The sequence below is a fragment of the Ruminococcus sp. 1001713B170207_170306_F1 genome, assembly GCF_015668065.1.
Classification (GTDB): Bacteria; Bacillota; Clostridia; order Lachnospirales; family Lachnospiraceae; genus Blautia_A; species Blautia_A faecis.
Window position 1 is genome coordinate 75848 of record NZ_JADPEX010000005.1, and the last position, 25870, is coordinate 101717.

General features: G+C 42.3%; 32 protein-coding genes, 1 tRNA gene and 1 pseudogene. 29 read left to right on the forward strand and 5 right to left on the reverse strand.

Features of this window, described 5'->3' with window-relative positions; translation table 11 throughout:
* The first annotated feature begins 1 nt into the window (after position 1).
* The 13 genes from I4V84_RS05015 (at position 2) to I4V84_RS05070 (ending at position 11077) form a co-directional block, all read left to right on the forward strand.
* Complete coding sequence (locus I4V84_RS05015; RefSeq protein ID WP_118578433.1) at positions 2–631, forward strand: cyclodeaminase/cyclohydrolase family protein; 630 nt, start codon at positions 2–4, stop codon at positions 629–631.
* Positions 632–762: 131 nt separating this feature from the next.
* Complete coding sequence (locus I4V84_RS05020; RefSeq protein ID WP_173715528.1) at positions 763–1617, forward strand: tetrahydrofolate dehydrogenase/cyclohydrolase catalytic domain-containing protein; 855 nt, start codon at positions 763–765, stop codon at positions 1615–1617.
* A gap of 223 nt (positions 1618–1840) precedes the next feature.
* A complete protein-coding gene (locus tag I4V84_RS05025; RefSeq protein WP_173718662.1) occupies positions 1841–2269 on the forward strand; it encodes an MOSC domain-containing protein in 429 nt (142 codons plus the stop codon).
* Positions 2262–3236, forward strand: coding sequence for a GTP 3',8-cyclase MoaA (gene moaA / locus I4V84_RS05030; RefSeq protein ID WP_195991359.1), 975 nt, complete (start codon positions 2262–2264; stop codon positions 3234–3236). Before I4V84_RS05025 ends, moaA begins: the two co-directional genes overlap by 8 nt.
* Positions 3237–3529: 293 nt before the next feature.
* On the forward strand, positions 3530–4009 hold the full coding sequence (locus I4V84_RS05035; RefSeq protein ID WP_148462597.1) for an NAD(P)H-dependent oxidoreductase subunit E: 480 nt from the start codon (positions 3530–3532) through the stop codon (positions 4007–4009).
* Positions 4006–5877, forward strand: coding sequence for an NADH-quinone oxidoreductase subunit NuoF (locus I4V84_RS05040; RefSeq protein WP_195991360.1), 1872 nt, complete (start codon positions 4006–4008; stop codon positions 5875–5877). The genes I4V84_RS05035 and I4V84_RS05040 overlap by 4 nt, the downstream gene beginning before the upstream one ends.
* Before the next feature lie 12 nt (positions 5878–5889).
* The gene (locus tag I4V84_RS05045; RefSeq protein WP_195991361.1) at positions 5890–7578 is read left to right on the forward strand and encodes a [FeFe] hydrogenase, group A; all 1689 of its coding nucleotides are present in this window, start codon (positions 5890–5892) and stop codon (positions 7576–7578) included.
* The gene (locus I4V84_RS19580; protein ID WP_207748624.1) at positions 7575–7760 is read left to right on the forward strand and encodes a hypothetical protein; all 186 of its coding nucleotides are present in this window, start codon (positions 7575–7577) and stop codon (positions 7758–7760) included. The genes I4V84_RS05045 and I4V84_RS19580 overlap by 4 nt, the downstream gene beginning before the upstream one ends.
* A gap of 101 nt (positions 7761–7861) precedes the next feature.
* Complete coding sequence (gene spoIVA / locus I4V84_RS05050) at positions 7862–9331, forward strand: stage IV sporulation protein A (protein ID WP_195991362.1); 1470 nt, start codon at positions 7862–7864, stop codon at positions 9329–9331.
* Between the two features lie 66 nt (positions 9332–9397).
* Entirely contained in the window at positions 9398–9595 is a 198-nt protein-coding gene (locus tag I4V84_RS19585) for a hypothetical protein (protein ID WP_173718665.1), read from the forward strand.
* Positions 9596–9914: 319 nt separating this feature from the next.
* Positions 9915–10229, forward strand: a complete 315-nt coding sequence (locus I4V84_RS05060; RefSeq protein ID WP_173715532.1) for a DUF6431 domain-containing protein — start codon at positions 9915–9917, stop codon at positions 10227–10229.
* A gap of 81 nt (positions 10230–10310) precedes the next feature.
* Positions 10311–10730 (forward strand): hypothetical protein, encoded by a 420-nt coding sequence (locus I4V84_RS05065; RefSeq protein WP_173715533.1) that lies wholly within the window; start codon positions 10311–10313, stop codon positions 10728–10730.
* Positions 10731–10783: 53 nt separating this feature from the next.
* Entirely contained in the window at positions 10784–11077 is a 294-nt protein-coding gene (locus I4V84_RS05070; protein WP_173715534.1) for a hypothetical protein, read from the forward strand.
* 51 nt (positions 11078–11128) lie between these two features.
* On the opposite strand, the gene I4V84_RS05075 is transcribed toward I4V84_RS05070, so the two are convergent.
* Complete coding sequence (locus I4V84_RS05075) at positions 11129–11302, reverse strand: hypothetical protein (protein WP_173715535.1); 174 nt, start codon at positions 11300–11302, stop codon at positions 11129–11131.
* A gap of 25 nt (positions 11303–11327) precedes the next feature.
* Positions 11328–11591, reverse strand: coding sequence for a hypothetical protein (locus I4V84_RS05080; protein ID WP_173715536.1), 264 nt, complete (start codon positions 11589–11591; stop codon positions 11328–11330).
* A 128-nt stretch (positions 11592–11719) separates the two neighbouring features.
* Between I4V84_RS05080 and I4V84_RS05085 the strand changes: the two genes are divergently transcribed.
* The 11 genes and pseudogenes from I4V84_RS05085 to I4V84_RS05135 all read left to right on the forward strand — a co-directional run.
* The gene (locus I4V84_RS05085) at positions 11720–11959 is read left to right on the forward strand and encodes a hypothetical protein (protein ID WP_173715537.1); all 240 of its coding nucleotides are present in this window, start codon (positions 11720–11722) and stop codon (positions 11957–11959) included.
* Between the two features lie 162 nt (positions 11960–12121).
* Positions 12122–12340 (forward strand): hypothetical protein, encoded by a 219-nt coding sequence (locus I4V84_RS05090; RefSeq protein WP_173715538.1) that lies wholly within the window; start codon positions 12122–12124, stop codon positions 12338–12340.
* Between the two features lie 42 nt (positions 12341–12382).
* A complete protein-coding gene (locus I4V84_RS05095; protein WP_173715539.1) occupies positions 12383–12766 on the forward strand; it encodes a hypothetical protein in 384 nt (127 codons plus the stop codon).
* A gap of 119 nt (positions 12767–12885) precedes the next feature.
* Positions 12886–13338, forward strand: coding sequence for a hypothetical protein (locus I4V84_RS05100; RefSeq protein WP_173715540.1), 453 nt, complete (start codon positions 12886–12888; stop codon positions 13336–13338).
* Position 13339: 1 nt separating this feature from the next.
* Positions 13340–13777, forward strand: a complete 438-nt coding sequence (locus I4V84_RS05105) for a hypothetical protein (protein ID WP_173715541.1) — start codon at positions 13340–13342, stop codon at positions 13775–13777.
* Between the two features lie 87 nt (positions 13778–13864).
* Positions 13865–14116 (forward strand): hypothetical protein, encoded by a 252-nt coding sequence (locus tag I4V84_RS05110; RefSeq protein WP_173715542.1) that lies wholly within the window; start codon positions 13865–13867, stop codon positions 14114–14116.
* A 461-nt stretch (positions 14117–14577) separates the two neighbouring features.
* Complete coding sequence (locus I4V84_RS05115) at positions 14578–14859, forward strand: hypothetical protein (protein ID WP_173715543.1); 282 nt, start codon at positions 14578–14580, stop codon at positions 14857–14859.
* A gap of 70 nt (positions 14860–14929) precedes the next feature.
* The gene (locus I4V84_RS05120) at positions 14930–15091 is read left to right on the forward strand and encodes a hypothetical protein (protein WP_173715544.1); all 162 of its coding nucleotides are present in this window, start codon (positions 14930–14932) and stop codon (positions 15089–15091) included.
* A gap of 88 nt (positions 15092–15179) precedes the next feature.
* The gene (locus tag I4V84_RS05125; protein WP_173715545.1) at positions 15180–15503 is read left to right on the forward strand and encodes a hypothetical protein; all 324 of its coding nucleotides are present in this window, start codon (positions 15180–15182) and stop codon (positions 15501–15503) included.
* Between the two features lie 236 nt (positions 15504–15739).
* Positions 15740–15810 (forward strand) — tRNA-Leu (locus I4V84_RS05130).
* Positions 15811–15905: 95 nt separating this feature from the next.
* A pseudogene (locus I4V84_RS05135) lies at positions 15906–16157 on the forward strand (serine hydrolase); the annotation flags it as partial.
* A gap of 21 nt (positions 16158–16178) precedes the next feature.
* Here the strand turns inward: I4V84_RS05135 and I4V84_RS05140 are convergent.
* Positions 16179–16847, reverse strand: a complete 669-nt coding sequence (locus I4V84_RS05140) for a DUF6198 family protein (RefSeq protein ID WP_118578414.1) — start codon at positions 16845–16847, stop codon at positions 16179–16181.
* Between the two features lie 151 nt (positions 16848–16998).
* On the opposite strand from I4V84_RS05140, the gene I4V84_RS05145 reads away from it, so the two are divergent.
* Positions 16999–17328: a cupin domain-containing protein gene (locus tag I4V84_RS05145; protein WP_173769113.1), complete on the forward strand. Its 330-nt coding sequence runs from the start codon at positions 16999–17001 to the stop codon at positions 17326–17328.
* A gap of 212 nt (positions 17329–17540) precedes the next feature.
* Positions 17541–18839 carry a phosphopyruvate hydratase gene (gene eno, locus I4V84_RS05150; protein WP_195982827.1) on the forward strand — a complete coding sequence of 433 codons (1299 nt, stop codon included), beginning with the start codon at positions 17541–17543 and terminating at the stop codon, positions 18837–18839.
* Between the two features lie 228 nt (positions 18840–19067).
* Here the strand turns inward: eno and I4V84_RS05155 are convergent, their stop codons facing one another.
* Together I4V84_RS05155 and I4V84_RS05160 are read right to left on the reverse strand one after the other, a co-directional pair.
* Positions 19068–20444 carry an NCS2 family permease gene (locus I4V84_RS05155; protein ID WP_173773234.1) on the reverse strand — a complete coding sequence of 459 codons (1377 nt, stop codon included), beginning with the start codon at positions 20442–20444 and terminating at the stop codon, positions 19068–19070.
* Positions 20445–20628: 184 nt separating this feature from the next.
* The gene (locus tag I4V84_RS05160; protein ID WP_195991363.1) at positions 20629–21915 is read right to left on the reverse strand and encodes a chloride channel protein; all 1287 of its coding nucleotides are present in this window, start codon (positions 21913–21915) and stop codon (positions 20629–20631) included.
* A gap of 241 nt (positions 21916–22156) precedes the next feature.
* On the opposite strand from I4V84_RS05160, the gene I4V84_RS05165 reads away from it, so the two are divergent.
* The 3 genes from I4V84_RS05165 to I4V84_RS05175 all read left to right on the forward strand — a co-directional run bounded on the left by I4V84_RS05165 (position 22157) and on the right by I4V84_RS05175 (position 25821).
* The gene (locus I4V84_RS05165) at positions 22157–22993 is read left to right on the forward strand and encodes a S8 family peptidase (RefSeq protein ID WP_173770876.1); all 837 of its coding nucleotides are present in this window, start codon (positions 22157–22159) and stop codon (positions 22991–22993) included.
* A gap of 176 nt (positions 22994–23169) precedes the next feature.
* On the forward strand, positions 23170–24561 hold the full coding sequence (locus tag I4V84_RS05170; RefSeq protein WP_195991364.1) for a 2-isopropylmalate synthase: 1392 nt from the start codon (positions 23170–23172) through the stop codon (positions 24559–24561).
* Between the two features lie 54 nt (positions 24562–24615).
* Complete coding sequence (locus I4V84_RS05175) at positions 24616–25821, forward strand: NADP-dependent isocitrate dehydrogenase (RefSeq protein WP_195991365.1); 1206 nt, start codon at positions 24616–24618, stop codon at positions 25819–25821.
* The last annotated feature ends 49 nt before the right edge of the window (positions 25822–25870 follow it).

The following is a 25870-nucleotide window of genomic DNA, read 5'->3' on the forward strand; positions in this document are numbered from 1 at the left end:
AATGGGATTTTCAACAAGTACATGTACAGAATTTGTAGAAGTTCTTGCTTCTAAAGCCCCGGTTCCAGGCGGCGGCGGAGCATCTGCACTGGTAGGTGCTGTGGGAACTGCACTTGGAAACATGGTAGGAAGCCTTACTGTTGGTAAGAAGAAATATGCTGATGTTGAGGAAGAAATGTGGGAGCTGAAAGGTAAATGCGACCAGCTTCAGAAAGATTTCCTTCGTCTGATCGAGCGTGACGCCGAAGTATTCGAGCCGCTTTCCAAAGCATATGGAATGCCGAAAGAAACAGAAGAAGAGAAAGCTGAAAAAGCAAGAGTTATGGCAATCGTATTAAAAGATGCCTGCTCTGTTCCTATGGAAATCATGGAGAAATGCTGTGAGGCACTTGACCTGATCAAGGAATTTGCTGCAAAAGGCTCCAAGCTTGCCATCAGTGACGCTGGTGTAGCTGCAACCTTCTGCAAAGCTGCATTAAAAGGTGCAAGCCTGAACGTTTATATCAACACAAAGTCCATGGCAGACAGAGAGTATGCAGAAGAATTAAATGCAAAGGCTGATGCAATGCTTGAAAAATACTGCAAGCTTGCAGACGAGACATTTGACAGCGTACTTGGCAGACTGAAATAAAGATAAAAAAAGAAAAGAACTGGCAGGAGCAAAATCCTGCAAGTCTTTTTTGCAGTCTCAAAATGCTGTATTACCATGAAACTGGTATGAGCATGACTGGATTTATCATAATATAAGGAGATTACTAAAAAATGGCAAAACAGTTATTAGGTAAAGAAGTAACTGCTGCATTAAACGAGCGTATCAAAGGAAATGTGGCAGCTCTTCAGGAAAAAGGCGTTAACCCCACACTTTGCATTATCCGTGTAGGAGAGAATCCAAGTGATATTTCCTATGAGAAGGGTGCAACAAAGCGTTGTGAGACATTAGGCGTTGCATGTGAGAAAATTCTTCTTCCGGAGGATGTTGCTCAGGAAGAACTTCTTACAGTTATTGATAAGGTAAACAAAGACGATCATATCCATGGTGTACTTCTGTTCCGTCCGCTTCCGAAACATCTGGATCAGGCTGTCATCGAGAATGCACTTGCTCCTGAGAAAGACGTTGACTGTATGACAGACCTTTCCATGTCTGGTGTTTTTACAGGCAAGAAGATCGGTTTCCCACCATGTACACCACAGGCATGTATGGAAATCCTTGATCATTACGGAATCGACTGCACAGGTAAGAAGGCAGTAGTAATCGGAAGAAGCCTTGTTGTAGGTAAACCGGCAGCTATGATGCTTGTTAAGAAAAACGCAACTGTAACCATCTGCCACACAAGAACAGTGGATATGCCGTCTGTGGCACGCGAAGCGGATATTATCATCGTAGCAGCAGGCCGTGCTGGCGTTGTTGGCGCTGATTATGTAAAAGCAGGACAGGTAGTTATTGATGTAGGAATCAACGTAAATGCAGAAGGCAAGCTCTGCGGAGACGTTGACTACGCAGCAGTAGAGCCGATCGTAGATGCTATTACACCAGTTCCAGGCGGAGTTGGAAGCGTTACAACATCTGTCCTGGTTGGACATGTTGTAGAGGCTGCTATGCGCAAAGTGAACGCTTAATAGTTAATTGACTTTGAACTAATAGAACGATGTACTTGAAGTACATCATGTGTACAAGCGGAAGAAAAACTCTTCAGAGTAAAAACTGGAGAGTTTTTTTGTTGCAGAAAATTTTGTTGAAATCCTTATTGCGGCAAAAGTTTGTTTTGCTATTACAAAAAATTTGCTTTTCTCAGTAAGATATTGTACTATAGAGGGTACAGATATATGGAGGTAACTCACTATGGGAAAAGTGATGGCAGTGAACATCAGTGTTAAAAGAGGAACTCAGAAGGTCAATGTGCACACTGTAAAACTGATTGAAAATTATGGACTGGAGAATGACGCCCACGCAGGAAACTGGCATCGTCAGGTCAGCCTTCTGTCTTATGAAAAAATAGAAGAATTTAAGGCAAAAGGCGCACCGGTAAAGGATGGTGCTTTCGGGGAAAATCTGATCGTACAGGGATTTGACTTTAAGACCCTTCCAGTAGGAACCCGTCTGAAATGCAACGATGTGATTCTGGAAATTACGCAGATTGGAAAGCAGTGTCACAACGGTTGCGAGATTTTCAAGATCATGGGAGATTGCATTATGCCCCGCGAAGGTGTTTTTGCCAAAGTAATCAAAGGCGGTGTGATCTCTGAAGGAGATGAAATGGTTTATGCTTGACAGATACGGAAGAAATATTGATTATCTGCGGATATCTTTGACAGACAGGTGCAATCTCCGCTGTATCTACTGTATGCCGGAAGAGGGAATCCGTCAGATTCCAAGGACAGAACTTCTTGATACAGATGAAATCGTGAGAATCTGTAAGGCGGCCAGTGAACTTGGGATTTCCAGAATCAAACTGACAGGAGGAGAGCCTCTTGTCCGCAGAATCTGCACCCCATTAGTAAAAGAGCTGAAAGCCATTCCCGGGATCTGCCAGGTTACACTGACCACCAACGGAATCCTTTTGGGAGAACAGCTTCCGGGCCTGATGGAGGCCGGTCTGGATGCCGTAAACATCAGTCTGGATACTTTAGAAGAAACCACATTTCGCAAAATCACCCGCAGGGACGATTTTCACCAGGTTTTAAAGGGACTTAGGGCAGCACTTTCTTACCCTTCCCTGAAAGTGAAACTGAACTGTGTCCCCACTTTTCAGTCGGACGAGGAACTTTTACAGGTGGCAGCTCTTGCAAGGGAGAATCCTCTTCATGTGCGTTTTATTGAAATGATGCCAATCGGTCTGGGCAAGGAGTTTGCAGCCAGGGGAGAGGAACAGATAAAGTCTGTTCTGGAAAAGGAATATGGGTCAATGACACCGACGGAAGAAAAGCTTGGAAATGGTCCCTGTCATTATTATACCCTGGAGAAGTTTACAGGCAGGATCGGATTTATCAGTGCCCTGTCCCACAAATTCTGTGACAACTGCAACCGTGTAAGGCTTACTTCTACCGGATTTCTGAAAGGCTGCCTGCAATTTGAGGACGGAGCAGATCTGAAGGTTTTGCTTCGAAGTGGTTGTTCTGATGGGATGCTTAAAGAAACGATAGAAAAAGTCATTTATGAAAAGCCTGTAGGCCACAATTTTCAGGAACATAAGAAGGGAAACGAAGAATCCCACATCATGGCTCAAATCGGTGGATGATTTTGAAAAATAAAAGAAAACACGATTTAGAAAAGTCGGATTTGCTGTTGTATCATTTGTACAACTTAAGCAATCCGGCTTTTTGTATATTTCAATATAATTCCAAATGCAAAATTGTGCAAAAATATTGTTAATAAATAAACTTATTCATATTTGCTTGCCAAAATGAACAAAAAAATATATAATTTCATTACAAAAATAGTCATGTCTGTTAAAAAATACGCAAAGCCGGAAGCTTTGGAGGACGGGGACAAAAGACCTGGAGGCATCTGGCAAGTAAGGAGGTTAACAAAATGGTAGATCAGTCATATTACAAGAAAGCAGATGAGATTATTGAGCATTATGAGCGGTGTGCTGCCTCATTAATCCCCATCATGCAGGATATCCAGGCGGAATATCGGTACCTGCCTGCAGAACTTCTGACCTACGTAGCCGGACAGATCGGCGTTACTGAAGCGAAGGCCTTCAGTGTTGCAACCTTTTATGAGAACTTTTCTTTTGAACCTAAAGGAAAATACATTATCAAGGTATGCGATGGCACAGCCTGTCATGTAAGAAAGTCAATCCCGGTTAAAGAAGCATTCATGAAAGAACTGGGATTAAGCAATAAGAAGCATACCACAGATGACATGATGTTCACTGTGGAGACCGTATCCTGTCTTGGTGCCTGCGGGCTTGCTCCCACCTGTATGGTGAATGAAGAAGTGCATGCCAAGATGACACCGGAGAAGGTAGTAGAGCTTATTAACAGATTGAGAGGTGAGAACGGATGAGGATTAACAGTAAAGAAGAGCTGCAAAGCAAAAAAGCTGAGATCGAACAGAATATCCAGAGCTTCACATGCCGTGTTCTTGTCTGTTCCGGTACCGGATGTATGGCTTCCGGTGCTCAGAAGATCTATGATGAGATGGTAAGACTCTGTGAAGGTATCGATGGTGTAGAGATTGAAATGCAGAAAGATATCCCTCACGTAGGCGTTATCAAGACTGGCTGTCAGGGTCTTTGCGAGCTGGGACCGCTTGTAAGGATTGAACCATACGGATATCAGTATGTACATGTTCAGGAAGAGGACTGTCTGGAGATCGTGGAGCGAACTGTACGCCTTGGACATCCTGTAGATCGTCTGTTTTACCGCCATGGAGATGAAGTCTGTCCGAAGCCTGAGGATATCCCGTTCCTTAACCGTCAGACTAGGATCGTTCTTGAAAACTGTGGTAAGATTGACGCGGAATCCATTGACGAATATATTGCAGCAGGCGGTTTTTCTGCTCTTGCCAAGGCAGTTACAGAGATGACTCCCCAGGATGTAATTGATGAAGTTACCAGATCTGGTCTTCGCGGACGCGGAGGTGCCGGCTTCCCGGCAGGCAAGAAGTGGTCTCAGGTAGCCAGACAGGCTGAGAAAACTCGATATGTAGTATGTAACGGTGATGAGGGTGACCCGGGAGCATTTATGGATGGTTCCGTTATGGAAGGCGATCCGTATAAGATGATCGAGGGCATGATCATTGCCGCTTACGCAGTTGGCGCTGAGAACGGATACATATATGTTCGTGCAGAGTATCCTCTTTCCGTAGCCAGACTTCGTCTTGCTATTTCCCAGGCTGAGAAATATGGTCTCCTTGGAGATCATATCCTTGGCAGCGGTGTGAATTTCCATCTGCATATTAATCGTGGTGCAGGAGCTTTCGTATGTGGTGAAGGTTCTGCCCTTACCTCTTCCATTGAGGGAAACAGAGGTATGCCTCGTGTAAAACCACCTCGTACTGTTGAGAAAGGTCTGTGGGGCAAGCCGACTGTATTAAATAACGTTGAGACTTACGCAAATGTTCCGAAGATTATCATACAGGGTGCTGACTGGTTCCACACCATCGGAACAGAGGGAAGCCCGGGAACCAAGACCTTCTCACTGACCGGAGCAATTGAGAATACAGGTCTTATTGAAGTTCCAATGGGAACAACACTTCGTGAGATTATTTATGATATTGGCGGCGGTCTGAAGAGCGGTGCTGCATTTAAAGGCGTTCAGATTGGCGGACCATCTGGCGGATGTCTTGTAGAAGACCAGCTGGATGCTCCTCTTGATTTTGATTCTGTAAAGAAGCTTGATGCTATTATGGGATCAGGCGGTCTTGTTGTCATGGATGAGAATACCTGTATGGTAGAAGTTGCCCGTTTCTTCATGAGCTTTACCCAGCGGGAGAGCTGTGGAAAATGCGTTCCATGCCGTGAGGGTACCAAGCGTATGCTGGAGATTCTGGAGAAGATTGTAGCAGGCAATGGGGAGATGTCTGATCTTGACGAGCTGGAAGAGCTTGCCAAAATGGTTCAGAGCATGGCTCTTTGCGGACTTGGAAAGAGTGCACCTCTTCCTGTCCTCAGTACCATGAAGCGTTTTCGCGAGGAATACGAAGAGCATATCCGGGACAAGAAGTGCCGGGCAAAGGTCTGCACAGCACTCCGTCAGTTCCACATTAATCCGGAATTCTGTATCGGCTGCGGAAAATGTGCCAAGAACTGTCCTGCCGGGGCAATTTCCGGCAAGATTAAATCACCTTATCATATTAATAATGATGTATGCATCAAGTGCGGCAGCTGTAAGGACAACTGTAACTTTGATGCAATATATGTGGAAATGTAGGGAGGACAGATTATGGGTACAATGACGATTGACGGCAGAAAAGTCGAATTTACAGATGAAAAAAATGTCCTGACCGTAATCCGCAAGGCAGGCATTAATATTCCTACACTTTGTTATCACTCAGAGGTTTCCACTTTTGGAGCCTGTCGTCTGTGCACAGTAGAGGATGACAGAGGAAGAACCTTCGCTTCCTGTTCTGAGGAGCCAAGGGATGGAATGGTAATTTATACAAACTCAGGTAAGATCAAAAAATACAGGAAACTGATTGTGGAACTGCTTCTCGCAGCACATTGCCGTGACTGTACAACCTGTGTAAAGAGTGGAGAATGCGTGCTTCAGGAGCTGGCTCACCGTCTTGGAGTACATAACATCCGTTTTCAGAATACAAGAGAGCAGTATGAGATTGATGACAGTTCACCATCTCTGATCCGTGACCCGAACAAATGTATCCTCTGTGGTGACTGTGTCCGTGCTTGCGAGGAGCTTCAGGGAATCGGAGCATTGAACTTTGCATACCGTGGAACAGAGGCTATTGTAATTCCTGCATTTAATAAGAAAATCGCAGAAACCCAGTGCGTAAACTGCGGACAGTGCCGTGTATATTGTCCGACAGGTGCCATTTCCATTAAGACGCATATGGATGAAGTCTGGGAAGCTCTTGCAGATCCGGATGTACGTGTAGTAGCACAGATTGCGCCGGCAGTTCGTGTTGCGGTAGGTGATCATTACAGTCTTCCGAAGGGACGGAGCGTTATGGGCAAAATTGTCAATGCACTCCACAGAATGGGATTTGACGAGATTTATGATACTGCTTTCAGCGCCGATCTTACTATTATGGAGGAGTCAGCAGAATTTCTAAAAAGAGTTGAGAAGGGGGAGAAGCTTCCACTTCTTACCTCCTGTTGCCCTGCATGGGTGAAATTTATTACAGACCAGTATAAGGATTATATCCCGAATTTGTCTACCTGCAGATCCCCACAGGGAATGATGTCTGCAGTTATTAAAGAATACTTCCGTGATCCGGAGAATGCCAAGGGTAAAAAGACCGTTATGGTATCTATTATGCCATGTACAGCCAAGAAGGCTGAGGCAATCCGTCCGAACAGTTTTACTGATGAGAAACAGGATACGGATATTGTAATTACAACCACAGAGCTGCTGCGCATGATCGATAACTTTGGTCTTGATTTTGCACAGTTAGAGCCTGAAGCATGTGATATGCCATTTGGATTTGGCTCTGGCGGAGGTGTTATTTTTGGAGTTACCGGCGGTGTTACAGAGGCGGTTCTCCGCCGCTTAAGCCCGGATCATTCCAAGGAGACCATGCAGGAGATTTCTGAGTGTGGTGTCCGTGGAGATGAGGGAATCAAAGAATTCACAGTTCCATACAAGGGAATGGATATCAATGTATGTGTGGCCAGTGGTCTTGCCAATGCAAGAACCGTTATGGAACGTGTAAAGAACGGCGAAGCAAACTATCATCTCATTGAAGTAATGGCATGCCGCCGTGGCTGTATTATGGGCGGTGGCCAGCCGGTACGGGCCGGTGACAGAACCAAAGCTGCAAGAGCGAAAGGTTTGTATAATGCCGACAATACAATGCTGATCAAGAAATCCGACGAGAACCCTATGGTTCTGGAACTGTATCAGGGACTGCTCAAAGGAAAAGAGCACAAACTGCTCCACAATGATTTCTATTGATGCTGAAATATAGTAGCTGGACAGGCAATAATATGGTGCGCAAGAGCGCGCTTGAAAAGGCTCTTGAAAGCGGCTGCGTCAGCCGTCGTAACCACCGCTACGCCTTCTTCCTCCGCCTTGCATATGAAGAAATCATCCTGCGTCAATATAGCAGAAACTTAATTTTCGATGTACAAGTATAATAAAAAGCCCGACTGCATATTATTTAGAGGAAGAGTATAAGCATTACGCTGTAAACAAATCTTGCAGACCTTTAAATAATTAGGCAGGAGGGCTTTTTTGTATGGAAAATTTTCAGGTTTACCGTGATATACAGGCCAGAACCGGAGGCGATATATACATAGGCGTTGTAGGCCCTGTCCGTACAGGAAAATCAACATTTATCCGCAGATTTATGGAACTGGTGGCTTTGCCCGGAATGGATGAAAAAATGCAGAAAGAGGTCAGGGACCAGCTTCCATTAAGTGGTTCCGGAAAAATGATCACAACTGTGGAACCCAAATTTATCCCAAAAGAAGCTGTATCAGTTGATCTTGGCGAAGACAGGAAGGCGAAAGTGCGGCTTATCGATTGTGTTGGTTTTCTTGTAAAGGATGCTGGAGGAAACGTTGAGGATGGTAAAGAGAGGATGGTAAAAACGCCCTGGTTTTCCAGGGCAATCCCCTTTCATGAAGCTGCAAAAGCGGGAACAGAAAAGGTTATCCAGGAACATTCTACGATCGGTCTTGTGATCACCACCGATGGAAGCTTTGGAGAAATAGCAAGGGAAAATTTTGTTCCGGCCGAGGAACAGACTGTGGCTGAATTGAAAACACAGGGAAAGCCATTTCTCATTATAGTAAACTCTCAGTTTCCCTATAAAGAAGAAACCACTCAGATGGTTAACGGGCTTCAGAAGAAGTACCAGGTACCAGTTGTTGCGGTTAACTGTGAGCAGTTGAAAAAAGAAGATGTCGCATTGCTCCTGGAAAAAATCCTATATGAATTTCCCATTACCCAGCTGCAGTTTTTTATTCCTAAATGGGTGGAAATGCTGCCTGCAGACAGCGAATTGAAAAGCCAGATCCTTTCCCAGATTAAAGTGTGCATGAAGAAGCTTTTACACATTCGTGATGTTACCAGGGAATCGGTAAAACTGGAAGGTCCTTATGTACAGGATACTCTTCTGGATCACGTAGGTCTTTCTGATGGAACCATTCAGATACGGCTTCAGATAGATGATAAATATTACTATAAGATGCTTAGCGATATGAGTGGAATTCCCATGGAAAGTGAGTATGAGCTGATCCATACGATGAAGGAGCTTGCTGCAATGAAGGAAAAGTATGTAAAGGTTAAAGATGCCCTGGATGCAGTAAATAGCAGCGGTTACGGTGTAGTTGTACCAGAGCTTTCCCAGATTCAGCTGGAAGAGCCGGCTGTGATCCGCCAGGGAAATAAATATGGTGTGAAAATTAAATCAAAGAGTCCGTCTATTCATATGATCAAAGCAAATATTGAAACTGAAATTGCTCCGATCGTAGGTACGGAGCAGCAGGCAAAAGACTTGATTACTTATATTGGAGAAAGTGATGCAAGAGGAGAGAGCATCTGGGAGACGAATATTTTCGGGAAATCCATTGAACAGCTGGTACAGGATGGCATCCGCAGCAAGCTGACCATGATCAGCGAGGAAAGCCAGGTGAAGCTTCAGGATACCATGCAGAAAATCGTAAATGACAGTAAAGGCGGTCTTGTGTGTATTATCATATAGGGATTTTTATGAAAAAAGGCAGTATTGTTATAAGCACTGCCTTTTTTTCATATATAAAAATACTTTATGGGTACTTACCAATATACGGAAAACTGTGGTGCTTCCCTTTCCTTATCAAAGATTATTTATATCCATGTTCTTTTTTCCAGCGCGCCAGATATTCCACCTGTTCCTCGTCTGAAAGAAACTGTGAATAAGGATCATTTCCCGCCGCAACACAACAGAAAAGTACAAGCAGCTGCAACGCAAAAAATAAAACAATAAGTAAAATTACAGGCAACATAAAAACCTCCTTGTAAAGTTTATATAAAAGTCTTTACGAAAAAGTTAAGAATATACATTGCAGTTTAAAAATTCCTAAAAATCCAGTATTTATGCGGGTTTGCGGGCTTTTATGCCTATCGTAAAGTATCGCAAAATATCGTATTTTGGTGTAAAAATGGTGTAGTAAATGGTGTAGTAAAAAGGAAAATCGAATTGAACTTATAAGAGCATTAGTGGAAAAATCTACCGGTGCTCTTTTTATGTATATGTGCTCCTTTGGCGGTAAATGATATGGTTATAGTACGGATTATATGAAAGGTTGGCGAACACCATAGACAAATACTGCCCTAACTGTAAAGAAAAATTGAAGCGATACGATACTGTGAAACGAATCGTAAGAGGTAAGAATCATTCAAAGAAGCTTGTTGCTATAGAGCGCTATAAATGTCCTAAGTGCAAGACTATTCATCGAGATCTCTCAGAATATGTATATCCTTTCAAGCATTATGAAGCAGATATCATAGATGGAGTAGTGGAAGGACTTATCGGTCCAGATACTTTAGGCTATGAAGATTTCCCTTGCGAGGAAACAATGAAACGTTGGAAGAAGCAGTGCATTAAACCGAGATTGTAATGGTAAATTTTTCCACTGACTTTGTTTTAACAATTTCGACCTTTTAACCTAGAATTAGTGTTGAAAGGAGGCGATGTTCTAATGGGAAATATTATAAGAGCAGAGGTATCGGAGAAGAATCCATACTGGATCGAGAAACATCGACATTACGAATTGAAACATTTTTGTCTGCAATACCCAATCTGGAAGAAGGCGTATTCTTCTCTGAATGGGATGTTAAGTAGACGTGAGGCATTGAACGCATTTGGGAAGGCGCGTCATGTATCAAACCCTACTGAGCGAATTGCTATACTCAAGCATTATTATTCTATCCGTATGGAGATGATTGAGAAAGTAGCAAAAGAAACTGATCCGGAGCTGGCAGAGTACATATTAAAAGGCGTTACAGAAGGATGGAGCTATGATATTTTGAAAGCTAGAATGAATATCCCTTGCTGCAAAGACGTGTACTATACAGCCTACCGGAGGTTCTTCTGGCTGCTGAACAAAGCGCGGGAATAATTCGTGAAAATCGCATTTGCTATTGTGAGAAAAGATAAAGGAGGCATATACATATGCGACAAACAATTTCGGTACCAAAAGATACAAAATTTGTAGAGTTCCAGTTGGATCTCAATGGTGACGACAAGAACGATGTTATAATCGAGTTACAATTTATTGAACGCACTCATTTGGGACGTTGGGGATTTGTAGTGATTTTACCTAATGGAAAAATTACGGGTAAATTGAATGCAAAACCTAACGAGCCATGGACTATCGTAGAAATTGAGCTCGAAAGTAAAAAGATTGACATTGACGTTATTAGAGAACCCGAGGATGACTCCATGATGATTATTACACATTGGTAAAAGAAAAAAGGGGCTGCATATTACAGCTCCTTTATCTTTTTTTGCCTGGACTTATTTAACGAGCGCCGCTAAGTTATTTAATTGCATATCTATGTGTTGTTTGCGTTCTTTGACTGCAGCTTCGTAGGTGTAATCGCCGTACATCGTTTTTACCTGCTCTGGTGTCCACTCGTCTCCGAGATCTTCCATAGTTTCAATAAACATCTGAATTTCTGTTTCTGTCATTTTATTATATCCTTTCTTTTCTAGTTTAATCGTCAAATCTGCTACAAGCTGTCATACAGTCAGGATATGCTGGACAACCGCAAGCAACACATCCACCAGGAATTTCGTCGTCTGATGGTTCGCGAGAATCGCTTTCGTATTCATATTCCGAGCAGTCTACAGTGTAACCGCATTCCGGGCAGACAAATTTTAAAAGCCCACCTTCTTCTATCTGATCCATTTCCACTTCGCATTCTGGACAGATACCACCACCGTAATCATGAATTGCATTGATTTCTTCAGTTGTCATAACAAAACCCTCCTTTTTGTAGTACGGCTATTCTAGCATATATGAAAATTTTTTGCCAGTAAAATTATTCGCGATTTTATCTTTCTCTTTTATAGGGAATAGATAAAATTTTAAGGAGGATTTTTTAAATGGATTCTGTAAATTTTAACGCAATGGTGGCAACAGCAAACGAAAAATACACAAAGCTTGTTGATTCCATGTATAAAGCTAAAACAGAGGATGATTTGAATAGAAATCTGAATATGATTCATAGCATATACAAGGATGAAATGGATTTGATCGCAAAGTTGCATGACATTACCGTGGAAAATAAATCAGAAGAACGGAAAGTTGAATTAAAGTTATTCGATTTCATGGTGAAGCGCTGAGGAAACTTGGCGTTTTACTTTTTTCTAGGATAAAAACCGTACTGAGGCAACAATATTACGGTTTATATTTATATCATGTAAAAAAAAGAGGGGGGTGAATTAACTTGTTATAAGCGAAATAGATACCTTATTATTAAAATATTCACAATGGAGGAAAAGAAAATGAACTATCTTATTTTACTTATTGGAGTTGCTTTGGGAGTGGTATTAACGCTTTTATTTTTTTATCACAAATCGGGATACGGATATTTCACAGTAGTACCATATGATGATGAAGATACTGGATTTTACAACATAAATGTTCGTATACCAACTCAAGGCGACCTTTCTAAAAAGAAAAGAATTATCATATATAAAGAAGAACAGTCTTCGCAAAAATAACATGGCGTCTTATGAGAATATTACATAAAGGAGGATTTCAAAATGGAAATCGAACAGTTATTGCAGGATGAGATCAAGGATGAGCTCCAAGGGCTTAGTACACTTGAGCTTGGCTCAGACAAGTACAAAGTGACAACAGATGGAATTGTGAAACTGATGGACAAAGCAATCGAGATGGATAAGATCAACAGAGATCAAGACGAACGACAGGCGAATCGAAATGAAGATTTGGAACTGAAGTACAGACAGATTGAGGCTGAGATTAGAGATCGGAAGGTTAAAAATGTCATAACAGTAGTTATATCTGGCGTCGGAACTGTTGTAACCATCTGGGGGACACTCAAGACATTGAAGTTTGAAGAGGTCGGTACGGTCACCACAATGGCAGGTAGAAATTTCATTAATAATCTCTTCAAGAGAAAGTAATATTGGAACAAGGCGCTGAGGAAACTTGGCGTCTTTATTTTACTAATAAGGTATACAAACAATTTGCAGTGTGGTAAAATTGAAAATAGATTATTATTTCGAAAACGGAGGGTTCACTTATGATGAAGAAAACTATTATTGCTTCTATGGTTTTAGTAACAAGTCTGTTAGCAACACCGGTAATGGCGGAGAATAATTTCGGAGTCGATCTCGAGTCCATGAGTTTAGAGGATCTTATTTCTCTGAAAGATGCGGTGAATGAGCAAATCGCTGCAAAAGGTGGAGATAATGTTTTCGGAGCCGGCGTTTATGAAGTCGGTAAAGATATAAAAGCTGCTAGTTTCAAATTAATATGTTATGAAGGAACAGAGCTCACAGATGTGTTTATTTATGAAAACGAAGACGCGATGACTTCCAACGAACCTATATTTAGAGATTACTTGAATTATGACGATAAGAAAACCTCTCAAGAATCTTGTGTTATTAATTTAAAAGATGGTCAGATTCTTAAAACGACAGGAACATTACTCATCGAAGATGCTTCCACCGCTTTCTGGGCTCCGGAGGAATAATATGAAGCTGATTTCATTAAAATGTCCTGAATGCAGCTCCAATCTTCAAATTGAAGAGGGGCGTGATAAATGTTTCTGCCAATATTGTGGTGCTGAGATTTCTCTAAACGATTACTATAGTAGTCATATTTATCGAAAAGTTGACGAAGCACGAATCAAAGAAGCTGAATACAAGAAAGAAGTTAGAGTTAAACAAGCCGAGATAGATAAAGAAGTTAGGCTAAAAGAACTCGAAGTAGAAGCGCGACGAACTAAATCCAGTATTGTCAGAGTGGTTGTTAAATTAATTGCTTTTGCAATTCTTGTAATTGTCGCAGCAATATTTGATGTTGTTGGTAGTACAAATTTTGATTTAAGAGGGCTTGCTAATACAGCAGCTCTTATATTAGTTATGGCACCTATAGTCTTAATCTTTTTGTTTTTAAGCGAAAAGAAATAACCCCACATAAGGGCTTACGTAAATTCTACGTAGGCTCTTATTTTTTCGCTATTTTTACAGCTCCTATAATGAAAGGAGGAATTTTGTATGCGAAAAATGAGTAAAAACGCATGGGTATTTCAAATGACTGTTCATGGCGTAGAACCAGATAATGATGTCATAATTCAAGAACTGATAAATGAGTCAGGCGGTCTTATGATCGGAAAAAGGAAATTTTCGAAAGGCGTGTCTTATTTGTTGGTTGTTGATTTATTGGCATTGGATATCTTAATGACTGGAATGGCAGAAGCATATCCATGCGAAGTATCTTACAGAAAGGCAAAAGTAATAAAATTCTAAAAGTCAGAGTCCTAACCGGGGCTCTTTCTTTTTACTTAGAAGGAGCGACAAATGAAATACCATTACACAAAGCCAACAGAATATTCATCAATGTATGGACAGCTCTACGAATGTAATCATCCAGCATACAACCACTGTACTTTATATTTGATCGGGGATAAAGGGCTGGCGGTTATCCAACAAAGATACGACAAAAAATCAAAATGCACCTGGTGGTCTGAGATCGACCGGTGTTTGACGGATGCTCTATATTTACATTCCAAATTTAAATCAGTCTTTGATAAATACGCCAGTACACCTACGAATGGATTATATCCAACAATGACGGTCCGACAATTAATGTGGAATCTAAGGATGAAACCCATGGTCCGGGAACGCTGGGAAACATATTTCGATAAGACTGGATTTTAGCGAAAATTACATGGGGTGTTATGAAAAAAAAATATTTTAGGAGGGTATCTATGACCGATATTGATAAACAAATAGAATCTTTAGGATATGAGATTCGTGTATCTGATTTATCTTGTTGTTATATTGTATATGAAAATAAAAAACAGGACCAGGAGGTGATCATCGAATGGGAAGATGATGATACGCCTGTTGAATGTTGTAAAATATTTTCGCAAACAATAACAAGAGTAAAAGATTGGTTAGGACATACGAATCAAATGCCTATGGCGCTAACTATTCAAGAGGCGGAGATATTTGTTGCTAAAATTAAAGAATTAAGAGAGGGCTCTTAACAAGGGCTCTTTCTTTTCGCCAATTTTACAATTTCTATTATGACAAAATATTTCAAGGGAGGAATCAGAGATGATTACATTAGCAATTTTATTATTACTTGGATTGGCGTTAATCGTATTCACAATTATTAGCGTTGTCGTAGTTGGCAGCGTTGGGTTTGTGATATTTGGTGACATCATCGTGGCAGTGTTAATAATTGCTTGGATTATCAGATGCATAGCCAAGAAATAACTACGAGCGGAGCTGGCAACGGCTCTTGCTCTTTCGCGGAGATAACACTTTCTATTATGACTAAATAATTCTAAGGAGGAACAAAGTCATGAAAAATTATTATTCTAAAATTAGAGAATTGGAGAAGGAACTTGAAAGAAATAAAAAGATATATAGCAAGTTATGTCGTCAAAGAGAAAATCTTAACGATCGGAAGGGCGTTGTTATGTTGACCGAGTGTATGGACTTAGAGATACAATTAATATCGGTATCTATAACTATTAGCAGTATTTCTGAGCAATTAAGATATCTGCACGAAGAATATAAGAAATATAAAGAGGAAAATTCAAGGGAGTTCTATGACCCAATGGACAATGTAGATATAGTAATGCTTATTCATAAGGACGGAAGTATTCACGGAACTATTTTATAAGAAGATTAGAGTCTTGGAGAAATCTAAGGCTCTTTCTCTTTCGCGATATTTACACTTTCTTTAGTGAGAAAAAATCAAAGGAGGTATCAAAGATTGGCGGGATTAATCGCAATTTTGGCCGGACTTCTCATATACACAGTATTGAAGTATATTGAGAAATAAGTCGGAACAAAACGATCGAGGTCAGCGATGGCCTCTTTCTTTTATTTTCGCGATATTTTCAACTACTTTAATGGGAAATAGGTAGCTCAGTTGGGAGAGCATTCCACAAGCGAAGGGTCGTGGGTTCGAGCCCCACACTGTTTCTTTTAGCTTTTAACCACTTCATATGAAAAGGAGAAAAACTATGAGATTAGAAACTTTACAATGAGTTGGTTCGGACTGTAGGACAGGGCAGTTTCGCGTAAGTATTCGAACCAGATGCTAAATCTTCTGCTGGCGCAGGAAAGGCGGTATAAAATTCCTGCAGGTCTCCCCTCAGGCGTTAAGTCTGGAAATAAGACCGGGGAGACAGACAGCTATCAGCATGATGCGGCGATTGTATATGGAAAAAAGACAGATTATGTGATTGTTGTGTTTGCACAAGCTGGCGAATATACAGGAATTAATGGGATAAAGGAAATATCCGGTATGGTATATGAGCGCCTGAATTAAATTAGTATGTATAAAATCCTGCTATTTCGCAAGAAACGAGGTAAAGTCCATATGTTTATCCAACCAGTTCCCTGCGATTCCGACGCCTTTTCCCATGGTAAAGGCGGCTACAACGGTACCAATTCCAAGTCCTTTGATATGCCCGAGACCGAATCCGGTGAGGGCAGCAGTGATAATCAGGCAGATTACATCGAAGCTGATCTTGATTTTTGGATATGCCACAGAAGTGATCTGGGACAGTTCCCTTGGGAAAAGGTCAGTAGGGACAATAGGCATTTTGCAGCGGTTGGAAATAGCGATTCCAATACAGATCAAAATGTAGCTTGCAATAAAATAAAAAATTCTCCAGCCAATTGCTGTAGGAAGAACATTTATCCATAATTCATGTACATCAAGCAGCTCCCCGAAAACGAATCCTACTACGAAGCTGAATAGATACTGGACTACGAATTTTTTCCGCAGGATCATCAGCGCCAGTACCAGAAGTCCCTGAAATATGTAGGTCCATGTTCCAAGGCTTATCTTCGGAAAGACGCAGGAAAAAGCGTAGGGAACACTGGAAATAGCGGAAATTCCTGTCCCGGAATAGAGCATAAGGACAACGCCGAAGCTGTTGATGGCAACCGCAAGAAGAAGTGCAAGCTCTCCCCGGTAGATTGGGAGAGATTTTTGTGTAGTTTGTGTATTCAAGTGAAAAGCCTCCTGTCATGTTGATTCTTGCATATTATACTACGGATGTGAAAAAATGCAATAAAAAACAGATTTGTTGTTATAATAACTGAATATCACGAAAATTTATAGTATAGTTACGAAAAACAGTTATAGCAGGAGGCTTTTTATCATGGATAAGATGAAAAATATAAGTAAAGCAGAAGTGCTGGTATTAAAGGACCAGGTAGCTTACCAGGAGGGACAGGTTGTGAGCCGCACACTTGCACAGAATGCGGCAGTGAGTGTTACCCTTTTCTCATTTGATAAAGGGGAGGAGATCAGTACACATGAGTCTGGCGGAGATGCATTTGTTACCTGTCTGGATGGTGTGGGGGAAATCACTATTGATGGTGTGAAGTACGAATTACATGAAGGTGAGTCTATTGTAATGCCTGCGAAGCATCCTCACGCAGTTATGGGAAAAGAGAAATTTAAAATGCTTCTTGTGGTAATTTTCTAGAGTATTTTTCAAATACGCTTTAGAACAGACAACTACTGAAAAATATTATCATGTAATCTTCTTGCAATCCCATGATGGTTAGTGTATACTAATCAATATAGTTAGGAATAGCTAACCTAACAGTGTAAATCATTTGGACTCCTTTATTATGGCAGAAAGACCGCTGGCATAATAAAAGGAGTTCCTTTGAAAATGAAAGGAGTATACATACCATGGATTACTTAGAAATTGAGAAAGTTATTGGAAGAGAAATTATGGATTCCAGAGGAAATCCCACAGTAGAAGCGGAGGTTTATCTGGTAGATGGAACTATCGGCAGGGGAGCTGCTCCCAGCGGTGCTTCTACAGGCGAATTTGAGGCTCTGGAGCTTAGAGATAATGATAAGGGCAGATACCTTGGAAAAGGTGTCACAAAAGCCGTAGAGAACATTAACACATCCATCAACGAGGTAATTTCAGGAATGGATGCATCTGACATATACGCCATCGACAAAGCCATGATAAAGGCAGATGGAACCAAAGACAAATCAAACTTTGGCGCAAACGCAATTCTGGCTGTTTCTATTGCATGCTGCCGTGCAGCTGCAACTTCTCTTGACATTCCGCTGTATCGTTTCCTCGGCGGCATTTCCGGAAACCGTATGCCGGTTCCAATGATGAACATTGTAAACGGTGGATGCCATGCACTTTCTTCAGGACTTGATGTACAGGAATTTATGATCATGCCTGTAGGTGCACCAAGCTTTAAAGAGTGCTTAAGATGGTGTGCAGAGGTTTTCCATGCCCTTGCGGCAATTCTGAAATCAAGAGGTCTTGCAACCTCTGTTGGTGATGAGGGTGGTTTTGCACCGGCTCTGAAATCTGACGAGGAAGCCATTGAGACAATACTTGAGGCTGTTAAGAATGCAGGATATGAGCCTGGAAAAGATTTCATGATCGCTATGGATGCTGCATCTTCCGAGTGGAAGACTGGCAAGCTTGGCGAGTACAAGCTTCCGAAGGCCGGCACTGTTTACACATCTGACCAGCTGATCGACCACTGGAAAAAACTGGTTGACAAGTATCCGATTATTTCCATCGAGGATGCTCTTGATGAGGAAGACTGGGAAGGCTGGAAGAAGCTTACCAAAGAGCTGGGAGATAAAGTACAGCTGGTAGGCGATGACCTGTTTGTAACAAATACAGAGAGACTTTCCAAAGGTATTTCCCTTGGATGCGGTAACTCCATTCTGATCAAGCTGAATCAGATCGGTTCTGTATCTGAAACCCTTGAGGCGATCAAGATGGCTCATAAGGCTGGCTATACAGCAATTTCTTCCCATCGTTCAGGTGAGACAGAGGATACTACGATTGCTGACCTTGCAGTAGCATTAAATACCTGCCAGATCAAGACCGGTGCTCCGTCCAGAACAGAGCGTGTTGCAAAATACAATCAGCTGCTCCGCATCGAGGAAGAGCTTGGAGATGCAGCAGTATATCCGGGAATGAGCGCATTCAATGTAAAACGCTAATGTTCCGCGAAGCGGTTACTGACTGCAAAGTGAACAGTAACAGATTCACGAGATGATTTCACAGATGTAATCTACCTTATACCCCCTTAAGTAGTGTTATAGAAAGATTCCCCTGCCAGGAAAGCGTGGTTCCATGGCAGGGGGATTTTTAGGATTATTTATTGCGATTTACAGGTGATATTCCGTGAATAATGTTACTGCAAACCGTACAATTATTTCATTCTGTTATTACAGGAATACATATTTCAGAACAAAGATAACAGCCAGTGCATACATAAGCGGGCTGATCTTTTTGTCCTTAGCTTTTCCGGTACAGACGTTGATGATAACATAAGAGATAACACCAAGTGCAATACCTTCGGAAATGCTGTACAGGAACGGCATTGCAATGATTGCGATAAATGCCGGAATCGCTTCTGTAAGGTCGTCAAAGTCGATCTTGGTAACAGAGGTCAGCATAAGGAATCCAACCACGATCAGAGCCGGAGCTGTGGCGAAGGAAGGAATCGCCAGGAAGATCGGGGAAAGGAACAGGGAAAGTGCGAACAAAATAGCGGAAACAAGTGAAGTAAGACCTGTACGTCCGCCCTCTGCAACACCAGAAGCGCTCTCAACAAACGTGGTAACAGTAGAAGTACCACACATAGCACCTACAGTAGTACCAACAGCATCGGAAAGAAGAGCACCTTTGATTTTTGGAAGCTTACCGTCTTTGTCCAGCATGTCTGCCTTGGAAGCAACACCGATCAGAGTTCCCAGAGTATCAAACATATCTACAAATAAGAATGCAAACATGATAACGATAAAGTCAAGTGAGAAAACTCCTGCGAAATCCATTTTCATAAAGGTAGGAGCCATACTCGGTACGGAAATTCCATTGGAAAAATCCGGGAGAAGACTGTAGAAACCTGCATCCGGATTTGGAACATAAAGTCCCACAAACTGACAGAGGATTCCAAGCGCCCATGTAATAAGGATGCCCCACAGGATACCGCCTTTTACATTCTTTACAAGAAGTATGCCGGTAACCAGTACGCCAATCAGGGCAAGAAGAACAGTGATTCCAAGATAATTGAAAGAACCATCTGACATGGAGCCCTTAAAGGAGAACATGCTTACCAGTGTGGAATCATTGTTTACAACGATCTTTGCATTCTGCAGACCAATAAATGCGATGAAAAGGCCAATTCCAACAGAAACTGCGTGTTTCAGTGTCATAGGAATGGAGTTAAAGATTGCTTCACGTACATTGGTAAGGGAAAGCAGGATAAAGATGATACCTTCCACAAATACAGCAACCAGAGCCTGCTGCCAGGAATAACCCATTCCAAGAACTACGGTATATGCAAAGTATGCATTCAGTCCCATACCGGGTGCCAGGACAAACGGGTAATTGGATAACAGTGCCATCAGGCAGGTTGCAATGAAGGATGAAAGTGCAGTAGCAGTAAAGACTGCACCGCGGTCCATTCCGGCAGCAGAAAGGATGTTGGGATTGACAGCGAGGATGTAAGCCATGGTCATGAATGTGGTAATACCGGCCATGATTTCGGTCTTCACGTCAGTGTGGTTTTCCTTCAGGTGAAAAAGTTTTTCAAGGTTCATAAATGTACCCCCTTCTTTTTACGGCAGCTTGTGTGCCGTTTTTTATATTTTACAGGAATGTTTTGGATGTTGCTTTGCCACGCCCGCAACGCGGATTCCTGCAAATTTCAGGTAGTGAACATTTGACAGAGGATAGAGCTTCGAAAAAATCTCTGCAAAATGAATATTATCATTTCAGGGCTTATCACATCTTTGTGTGTTTGTTTATATATCTGGCTTTGTATTTAGAATATACAATTGTCTGATCTTTATACAGTCCATAATATCCGGAAGCCGCATAGCTGATAGAAACGGCGATCAGATAGAAGGACACTCCCTTAAAGCCAAACATTTCAAAGGCAATCAGAATAGAAGTAATCGGGCAGTTCGTCACACCACAGAAAACAGCAGCCATTCCGCAGGCTGCGCAAAGGGAGGGAGAAAGCCCTATCAGCTGTCCTGCCATGCATCCGAAAGTGGCGCCTACGCAGAATGACGGAACGATTTCGCCTCCGCGAAAACCAGCCTTCATAGTCAGTGCGGTAAGGAGCATCTTCCAGAAGAAAGCCATATAATCGGTGTCTCCGGTCTCCACTGCTTTCTCAATAAGCTCAGCACCGGCTCCCATATAATCTGTAGTTCCAAGAATCAGTGTAATAAAAATAACCAGAACGGCACCGGCCACTACCCGTGCATATTTATTAGAAAAAAACCGGCCGTAGAATCTGGCTGTCTCATTTAAAATAATACAGAAGACAATACTGATCACTGCACATCCAAGGGCTACCACGCCCATTTTCAGCCCTGTTTCCAGGGAAAGTGCAGGAATATTTACTACGTGAAAAGCTTCCGGCGTAACGCCCATACCAGCCGCAAAACGGGATGCGATCAAAGATGCGATCATACAGGGCATAAGAGCCGTATAATACATAACCCCTACACTGACCACTTCCAAGGAAAAAACAGCTGCAGCCATTGGTGTGCCAAATAGTGCAGAGAAAGCAGCACTCATACCACACATAACGATCACATGACGGTCTTCCTCATCAAGATGGATCCATCTGCCAAGAAGATTGGCAATGCTGCCACCCAGCTGAATAGCTGCACCCTCACGTCCTGCTGAACCACCGGCAAGATGTGTCAATGCAGTCGAAATAAAAATCAGCGGACCGGATCTCCAGGGCACATCATCCTGGGAACGGACTGTAGAAAGGACTTGATTCGTGCCGCCATCGTCTTTTCCGAATTTCTCATAAAGAAATACGATGCAAAGTCCGAACAGGGGCAGGAGAAAAAAGGTCCACAGATGTGCCTTGCGGTAACCGGTCACTGCCTTCAGCACAAAAGAAAACAAAGTACTGAAAGCTCCCGCTATACATCCTACCACCACTGCCAGAAGCAGCCACTTAAGCAGGTTCCCCATGTCACGTCTGATAGCTCCGGAGTAATAGCGAAATTTTTCCTCCGGAGTCTGCCTGTTGTCTTTTTCCATAGTATTTTCGTCCTCTCATGTATAGTTGTGACTTACTCCGTTTTGTCACGTGAAATAATTGTTTGATATTACTGAAAAATTCCTTTTATAAATACGAATTTATGCGTATTTTTATTATACTATATACGCTCAGAAAAAGCGACAAAAATTTTTGAGAATTTCAAAAATTGTCTATAATTTTAAAGCAGATTGGAAAATGGAAACATAATTTATTATAAGTTATTTTTTATCGGGGAAAATAATGGAAAAATCCTTTTATACTGGAAAAGGAATCGGTGTGTGTATTCTGGATACCGGGATTTATGAGCATATAGATTTTACTGGCAGGATCTGGGCTTTTTATGATTTCCTGGCTTTTAAAAGGCGGCCTTATGACGATAATGGACATGGCACCCATGTAGCCGGGCTGGTAGCAGGAGATGGCACTGCTTCCATGGGAAAATACAGAGGCGCAGCACCTGGCTGCGGAATCATTTCCCTGAAGGTGCTTGACCGTTATGGAACGGGCAGTCAGGATGACGTGCTGCGGGCTCTTCGGTGGATTCGGGAAAACAGGCAGCAGTACAGGATCCGGGTGGTAAATATTTCTGTGGGAACTACCTGTAATTCAAAAAGAAACCATGCCAGGCTTCTGGAAAGTGTGGAGCAGCTGTGGGATGAAGGAGTGGTAGTGGTCACAGCTGCCGGAAACCAGGGACCAAGGCCGGGCAGTATCACAGCTCCGGGAAGCAGCAAAAAAGTGATCACAGTGGGCTCCAGCGATTTGTTGGAAGGGCGCAGTGCTATTTCAGGGAGAGGACCAACGGCGGAATGCGTGTGCAAGCCGGATATTGTGGCGCCTGGAAATAAGATCATGTCCTGCGTGCCTGGAAAACCTTATTCTTATGGTGTGAAAAGCGGCACCTCTATGTCTACGCCTCTGGTGACAGGTGCTATTGCTTGTGCTTTGGAAAAAAATCCTGCACTTACCAATACGGATATCAAAACTATGCTGATGAATAGCGCAGAGGATATGGGACTGCCTCAAAACCTGCAAGGGTGGGGAAAATTTAACCGCAGAAAGTTTCTGAAAATGTAAAAGCAGCCAATTGTGTGAAAAGGATTTCTGCTTAAGTGATTTGAAGAAATGTACGAAAAAGAATACACAAACTTTGATAAAGAATTATCACTTTACAGTATAAAAGCACTTGACGAAGTCGCTTTAAGTGAGTAAAATGGACAGCAAGAGTTCCAAGAGATGAGGAGGAAATATCTATGGAAAACAGACGTGTTTCTATGAATCGCCACACAAACCTGCTTCAGTTAGAGGAGCATATGTATCCGCTTGTGGATGTTGCAACTCCCAATGTATTCCGAAATCTTTTTCCATATTCTGAAGTACCGAAGATTGCATTCAACGACCGAGTCGTTCCACATCATATGCCAGATGACATCTGGATCACCGACACGACATTCCGTGATGGCCAGCAGTCCAGAGCACCATACAGCACTGAGCAGATCGTAAGGATTTATGATTACCTTCATAAGCTAGGCGGACCGGAAGGAAGGATCCGTGCTTCTGAATTTTTCCTTTACAGTAAGAAAGACCGTGATGCTGTTGAGAAATGTATGGAGAGAGGCTATGAGTTCCCTGAGGTTACCAGCTGGATCCGTGCAAATAAGAAGGACTTCCAGCTTGTCCGCGATATGGGTATGAGAGAGACCGGTATCCTGGTAAGCTGTTCCGATTATCATATTTTTTATAAGATGAAAATGACACGTAAACAGGCGATGGAGCATTATTTAAGCATTGTAAAAGAATGTCTGGAAATCGGTGTTTCTGTCCGTTGCCATCTTGAAGACATTACACGAGCTGATATTTATGGCTATGTTATCCCATTCTGCCTTGAGCTGATGAAGCTTCGCCAGCAGTACGGCATTCCGGTTAAGGTTCGCTGCTGTGATACCATGGGCTACGGTGTTAACTATCCTGGTGCCGTGATCCCTCGTTCTGTACCTGGTATTATTTATGGTATTATGGTTCATGCAGGCGTTCCTTCTGAACTGATCGAGTGGCATGGACATAACGACTTCTATAAGGCAGTCAGCAACTCCACAACAGCATGGCTGTATGGTGCGTGTGGTGTTAATACTTCTTTGTTTGGTATCGGAGAGCGTACCGGAAATACACCTCTTGAGGCAATGGTATTTGAATATGCACAGCTTCGCGGAAACCTTGGTGGTATGGATACAACGGTTATCACAGAGCTTGCTGAGTACTATGAGAAAGAGATTGGCTACCACATACCGGAAAGAACTCCCTTCGTTGGAAAGAACTTCAATGTAACAAGAGCTGGTATCCACGCCGACGGACTTCTGAAAAATGAGGAAATCTATAATGTATTTGATACCGAGAAATTCCTGAACCGCCCGGTTGAGGTTGCCGTTTCCAATACTTCCGGAGCTGCCGGAATCGCACACTGGATCGACAGCCATTATCGCCTGAAGGGCGACCAGAAGGTTGATAAGAACAGCGAGCTTGTAAAGCTGATCAAGTCCTGGGTTGACCAGCAATATGAGGATGGCCGTGTTACTGTGCTTTGTGATACAGAACTTGAAGCAATTGTAGCAGAGACTTGCCAGAGACTTGGAATTACGTTAAAATAGGGTTGCTGCGGACATAGTTCACAGTTACCACAAAACATATACTAGGAGGTAATAATGGGTAAAATTCAAATGCAGACCCCTCTTGTTGAGATGGATGGGGACGAGATGACCAGAATTCTGTGGCAGTTGATCAAGGATGAGCTTCTTCTTCCTTTTATTGATCTGAAGACAGAATACTATGATCTTGGACTGGAATACAGAAATGAGACTGATGACCAGGTAACTATAGATGCAGCGGAAGCCACCAAGAAATACGGAGTTGCTGTTAAATGTGCCACCATTACCCCGAATAAAGCCAGAATGTCTGAGTACAATCTGAAGAAAATGTACAAAAGCCCTAACGGAACTATTCGTGCAATCCTGGATGGAACTGTTTTTCGTGCTCCCATTGTGGTAAAGGGAATCGAGCCATGTGTGAAGAACTGGAAGAAACCTATCACCATTGCCCGTCATGCTTACGGCGATGTATATAAGAATGCCGAGATGTACATTGATAAACCAGGAGATGCTATGCTGGTATTCAAAGGAGAAGACGGCGAGGAGAGAACGGAGCTGATCCATCACTTTGATACTCCAGGCGTGATCCAGGGTGTTCATAACCTGGACAAATCCATTACCAGCTTTGCAAGATGCTGCTTTAATTATGCCTTAGATACGAAACAGGATCTGTGGTTTGGCGGTAAAGATACCATTTCCAAAACATACGATGGCAAATTTAAAGAAATTTTCCATAATATTTATGAAGCTGAGTTTAAGGCAAAATTTGAGGCCGCAGGCATTACTTTCTTCTATAGTCTGATCGATGATGTAGTAGCCCGTGTAATGAAAGCAGAAGGTGGATTTATCTGGGGCTGTAAGAACTATGACGGGGATGTTATGAGTGACATGATTTCCTCTGCATTTGGTTCTCTGGCAATGATGACTTCTGTACTGGTTTCTCCGGATGGATATTATGAGTATGAGGCAGCTCACGGAACTGTACAGAGACATTACTATCGTCATCTGAAAGGAGAGGAGACCTCTACCAACTCTGTAGCAACAATCTTCGCCTGGACCGGTGCTCTGAGAAAAAGAGGTGAGTTGGATCAGAATCAGGAGCTTATAGAGTTCGCAGATAAACTGGAGAAAGCAACCCTTTCCACTATCGAAGGCGGACAGATGACCAAAGACCTGGCACTGATTACTTCTTTAAAAGATGTAAAAGTCCTTAACAGCCGCGAGTTTATTCTTGCAATCAGAGAGAAGCTTGAGGCCATGTAATAAAACAGACAGCTTTAATAAGTTGTTTAAAGTAAAAATGTTAATATTG

Excerpts from the sequence above, each read along its gene's own strand:
- I4V84_RS05110 (WP_173715542.1), top strand. The coding sequence starts at position 13,865 with ATGCGAAAAATGAGTAAAAACGCATGGGTATTTCAAATGACTGTTCAT.
- I4V84_RS05080 (WP_173715536.1), bottom strand. The coding sequence starts at position 11,591 with ATGACAACTGAAGAAATCAATGCAATTCATGATTACGGTGGTGGTATC.
- I4V84_RS05015 (WP_118578433.1), top strand. The coding sequence starts at position 2 with ATGGGATTTTCAACAAGTACATGTACAGAATTTGTAGAAGTTCTTGCT.
- I4V84_RS05175 (WP_195991365.1), top strand. The coding sequence starts at position 24,616 with ATGGGTAAAATTCAAATGCAGACCCCTCTTGTTGAGATGGATGGGGAC.
- I4V84_RS19585 (WP_173718665.1), top strand. The coding sequence starts at position 9,398 with ATGGGTACTTACCAATATACGGAAAACTGTGGTGCTTCCCTTTCCTTA.
- I4V84_RS05085 (WP_173715537.1), top strand. The coding sequence starts at position 11,720 with ATGGATTCTGTAAATTTTAACGCAATGGTGGCAACAGCAAACGAAAAA.
- I4V84_RS05045 (WP_195991361.1), top strand. The coding sequence starts at position 5,890 with ATGGGTACAATGACGATTGACGGCAGAAAAGTCGAATTTACAGATGAA.
- I4V84_RS05160 (WP_195991363.1), bottom strand. The coding sequence starts at position 21,915 with ATGGAAAAAGACAACAGGCAGACTCCGGAGGAAAAATTTCGCTATTAC.
- spoIVA (WP_195991362.1), top strand. The coding sequence starts at position 7,862 with ATGGAAAATTTTCAGGTTTACCGTGATATACAGGCCAGAACCGGAGGC.
- I4V84_RS05105 (WP_173715541.1), top strand. The coding sequence starts at position 13,340 with ATGAAGCTGATTTCATTAAAATGTCCTGAATGCAGCTCCAATCTTCAA.
- I4V84_RS05115 (WP_173715543.1), top strand. The coding sequence starts at position 14,578 with ATGACCGATATTGATAAACAAATAGAATCTTTAGGATATGAGATTCGT.
- I4V84_RS05165 (WP_173770876.1), top strand. The coding sequence starts at position 22,157 with ATGGAAAAATCCTTTTATACTGGAAAAGGAATCGGTGTGTGTATTCTG.
- I4V84_RS05020 (WP_173715528.1), top strand. The coding sequence starts at position 763 with ATGGCAAAACAGTTATTAGGTAAAGAAGTAACTGCTGCATTAAACGAG.
- I4V84_RS05095 (WP_173715539.1), top strand. The coding sequence starts at position 12,383 with ATGGAAATCGAACAGTTATTGCAGGATGAGATCAAGGATGAGCTCCAA.
- I4V84_RS05120 (WP_173715544.1), top strand. The coding sequence starts at position 14,930 with ATGATTACATTAGCAATTTTATTATTACTTGGATTGGCGTTAATCGTA.
- I4V84_RS05090 (WP_173715538.1), top strand. The coding sequence starts at position 12,122 with ATGAACTATCTTATTTTACTTATTGGAGTTGCTTTGGGAGTGGTATTA.
- I4V84_RS05070 (WP_173715534.1), top strand. The coding sequence starts at position 10,784 with ATGCGACAAACAATTTCGGTACCAAAAGATACAAAATTTGTAGAGTTC.
- I4V84_RS05155 (WP_173773234.1), bottom strand. The coding sequence starts at position 20,444 with ATGAACCTTGAAAAACTTTTTCACCTGAAGGAAAACCACACTGACGTG.
- eno (WP_195982827.1), top strand. The coding sequence starts at position 17,541 with ATGGATTACTTAGAAATTGAGAAAGTTATTGGAAGAGAAATTATGGAT.
- I4V84_RS05075 (WP_173715535.1), bottom strand. The coding sequence starts at position 11,302 with ATGACAGAAACAGAAATTCAGATGTTTATTGAAACTATGGAAGATCTC.
- moaA (WP_195991359.1), top strand. The coding sequence starts at position 2,262 with ATGCTTGACAGATACGGAAGAAATATTGATTATCTGCGGATATCTTTG.
- I4V84_RS05125 (WP_173715545.1), top strand. The coding sequence starts at position 15,180 with ATGAAAAATTATTATTCTAAAATTAGAGAATTGGAGAAGGAACTTGAA.
- I4V84_RS05065 (WP_173715533.1), top strand. The coding sequence starts at position 10,311 with ATGGGAAATATTATAAGAGCAGAGGTATCGGAGAAGAATCCATACTGG.
- I4V84_RS05035 (WP_148462597.1), top strand. The coding sequence starts at position 3,530 with ATGGTAGATCAGTCATATTACAAGAAAGCAGATGAGATTATTGAGCAT.
- I4V84_RS05100 (WP_173715540.1), top strand. The coding sequence starts at position 12,886 with ATGATGAAGAAAACTATTATTGCTTCTATGGTTTTAGTAACAAGTCTG.
- I4V84_RS05040 (WP_195991360.1), top strand. The coding sequence starts at position 4,006 with ATGAGGATTAACAGTAAAGAAGAGCTGCAAAGCAAAAAAGCTGAGATC.
- I4V84_RS05025 (WP_173718662.1), top strand. The coding sequence starts at position 1,841 with ATGGGAAAAGTGATGGCAGTGAACATCAGTGTTAAAAGAGGAACTCAG.
- I4V84_RS05145 (WP_173769113.1), top strand. The coding sequence starts at position 16,999 with ATGGATAAGATGAAAAATATAAGTAAAGCAGAAGTGCTGGTATTAAAG.
- I4V84_RS05170 (WP_195991364.1), top strand. The coding sequence starts at position 23,170 with ATGGAAAACAGACGTGTTTCTATGAATCGCCACACAAACCTGCTTCAG.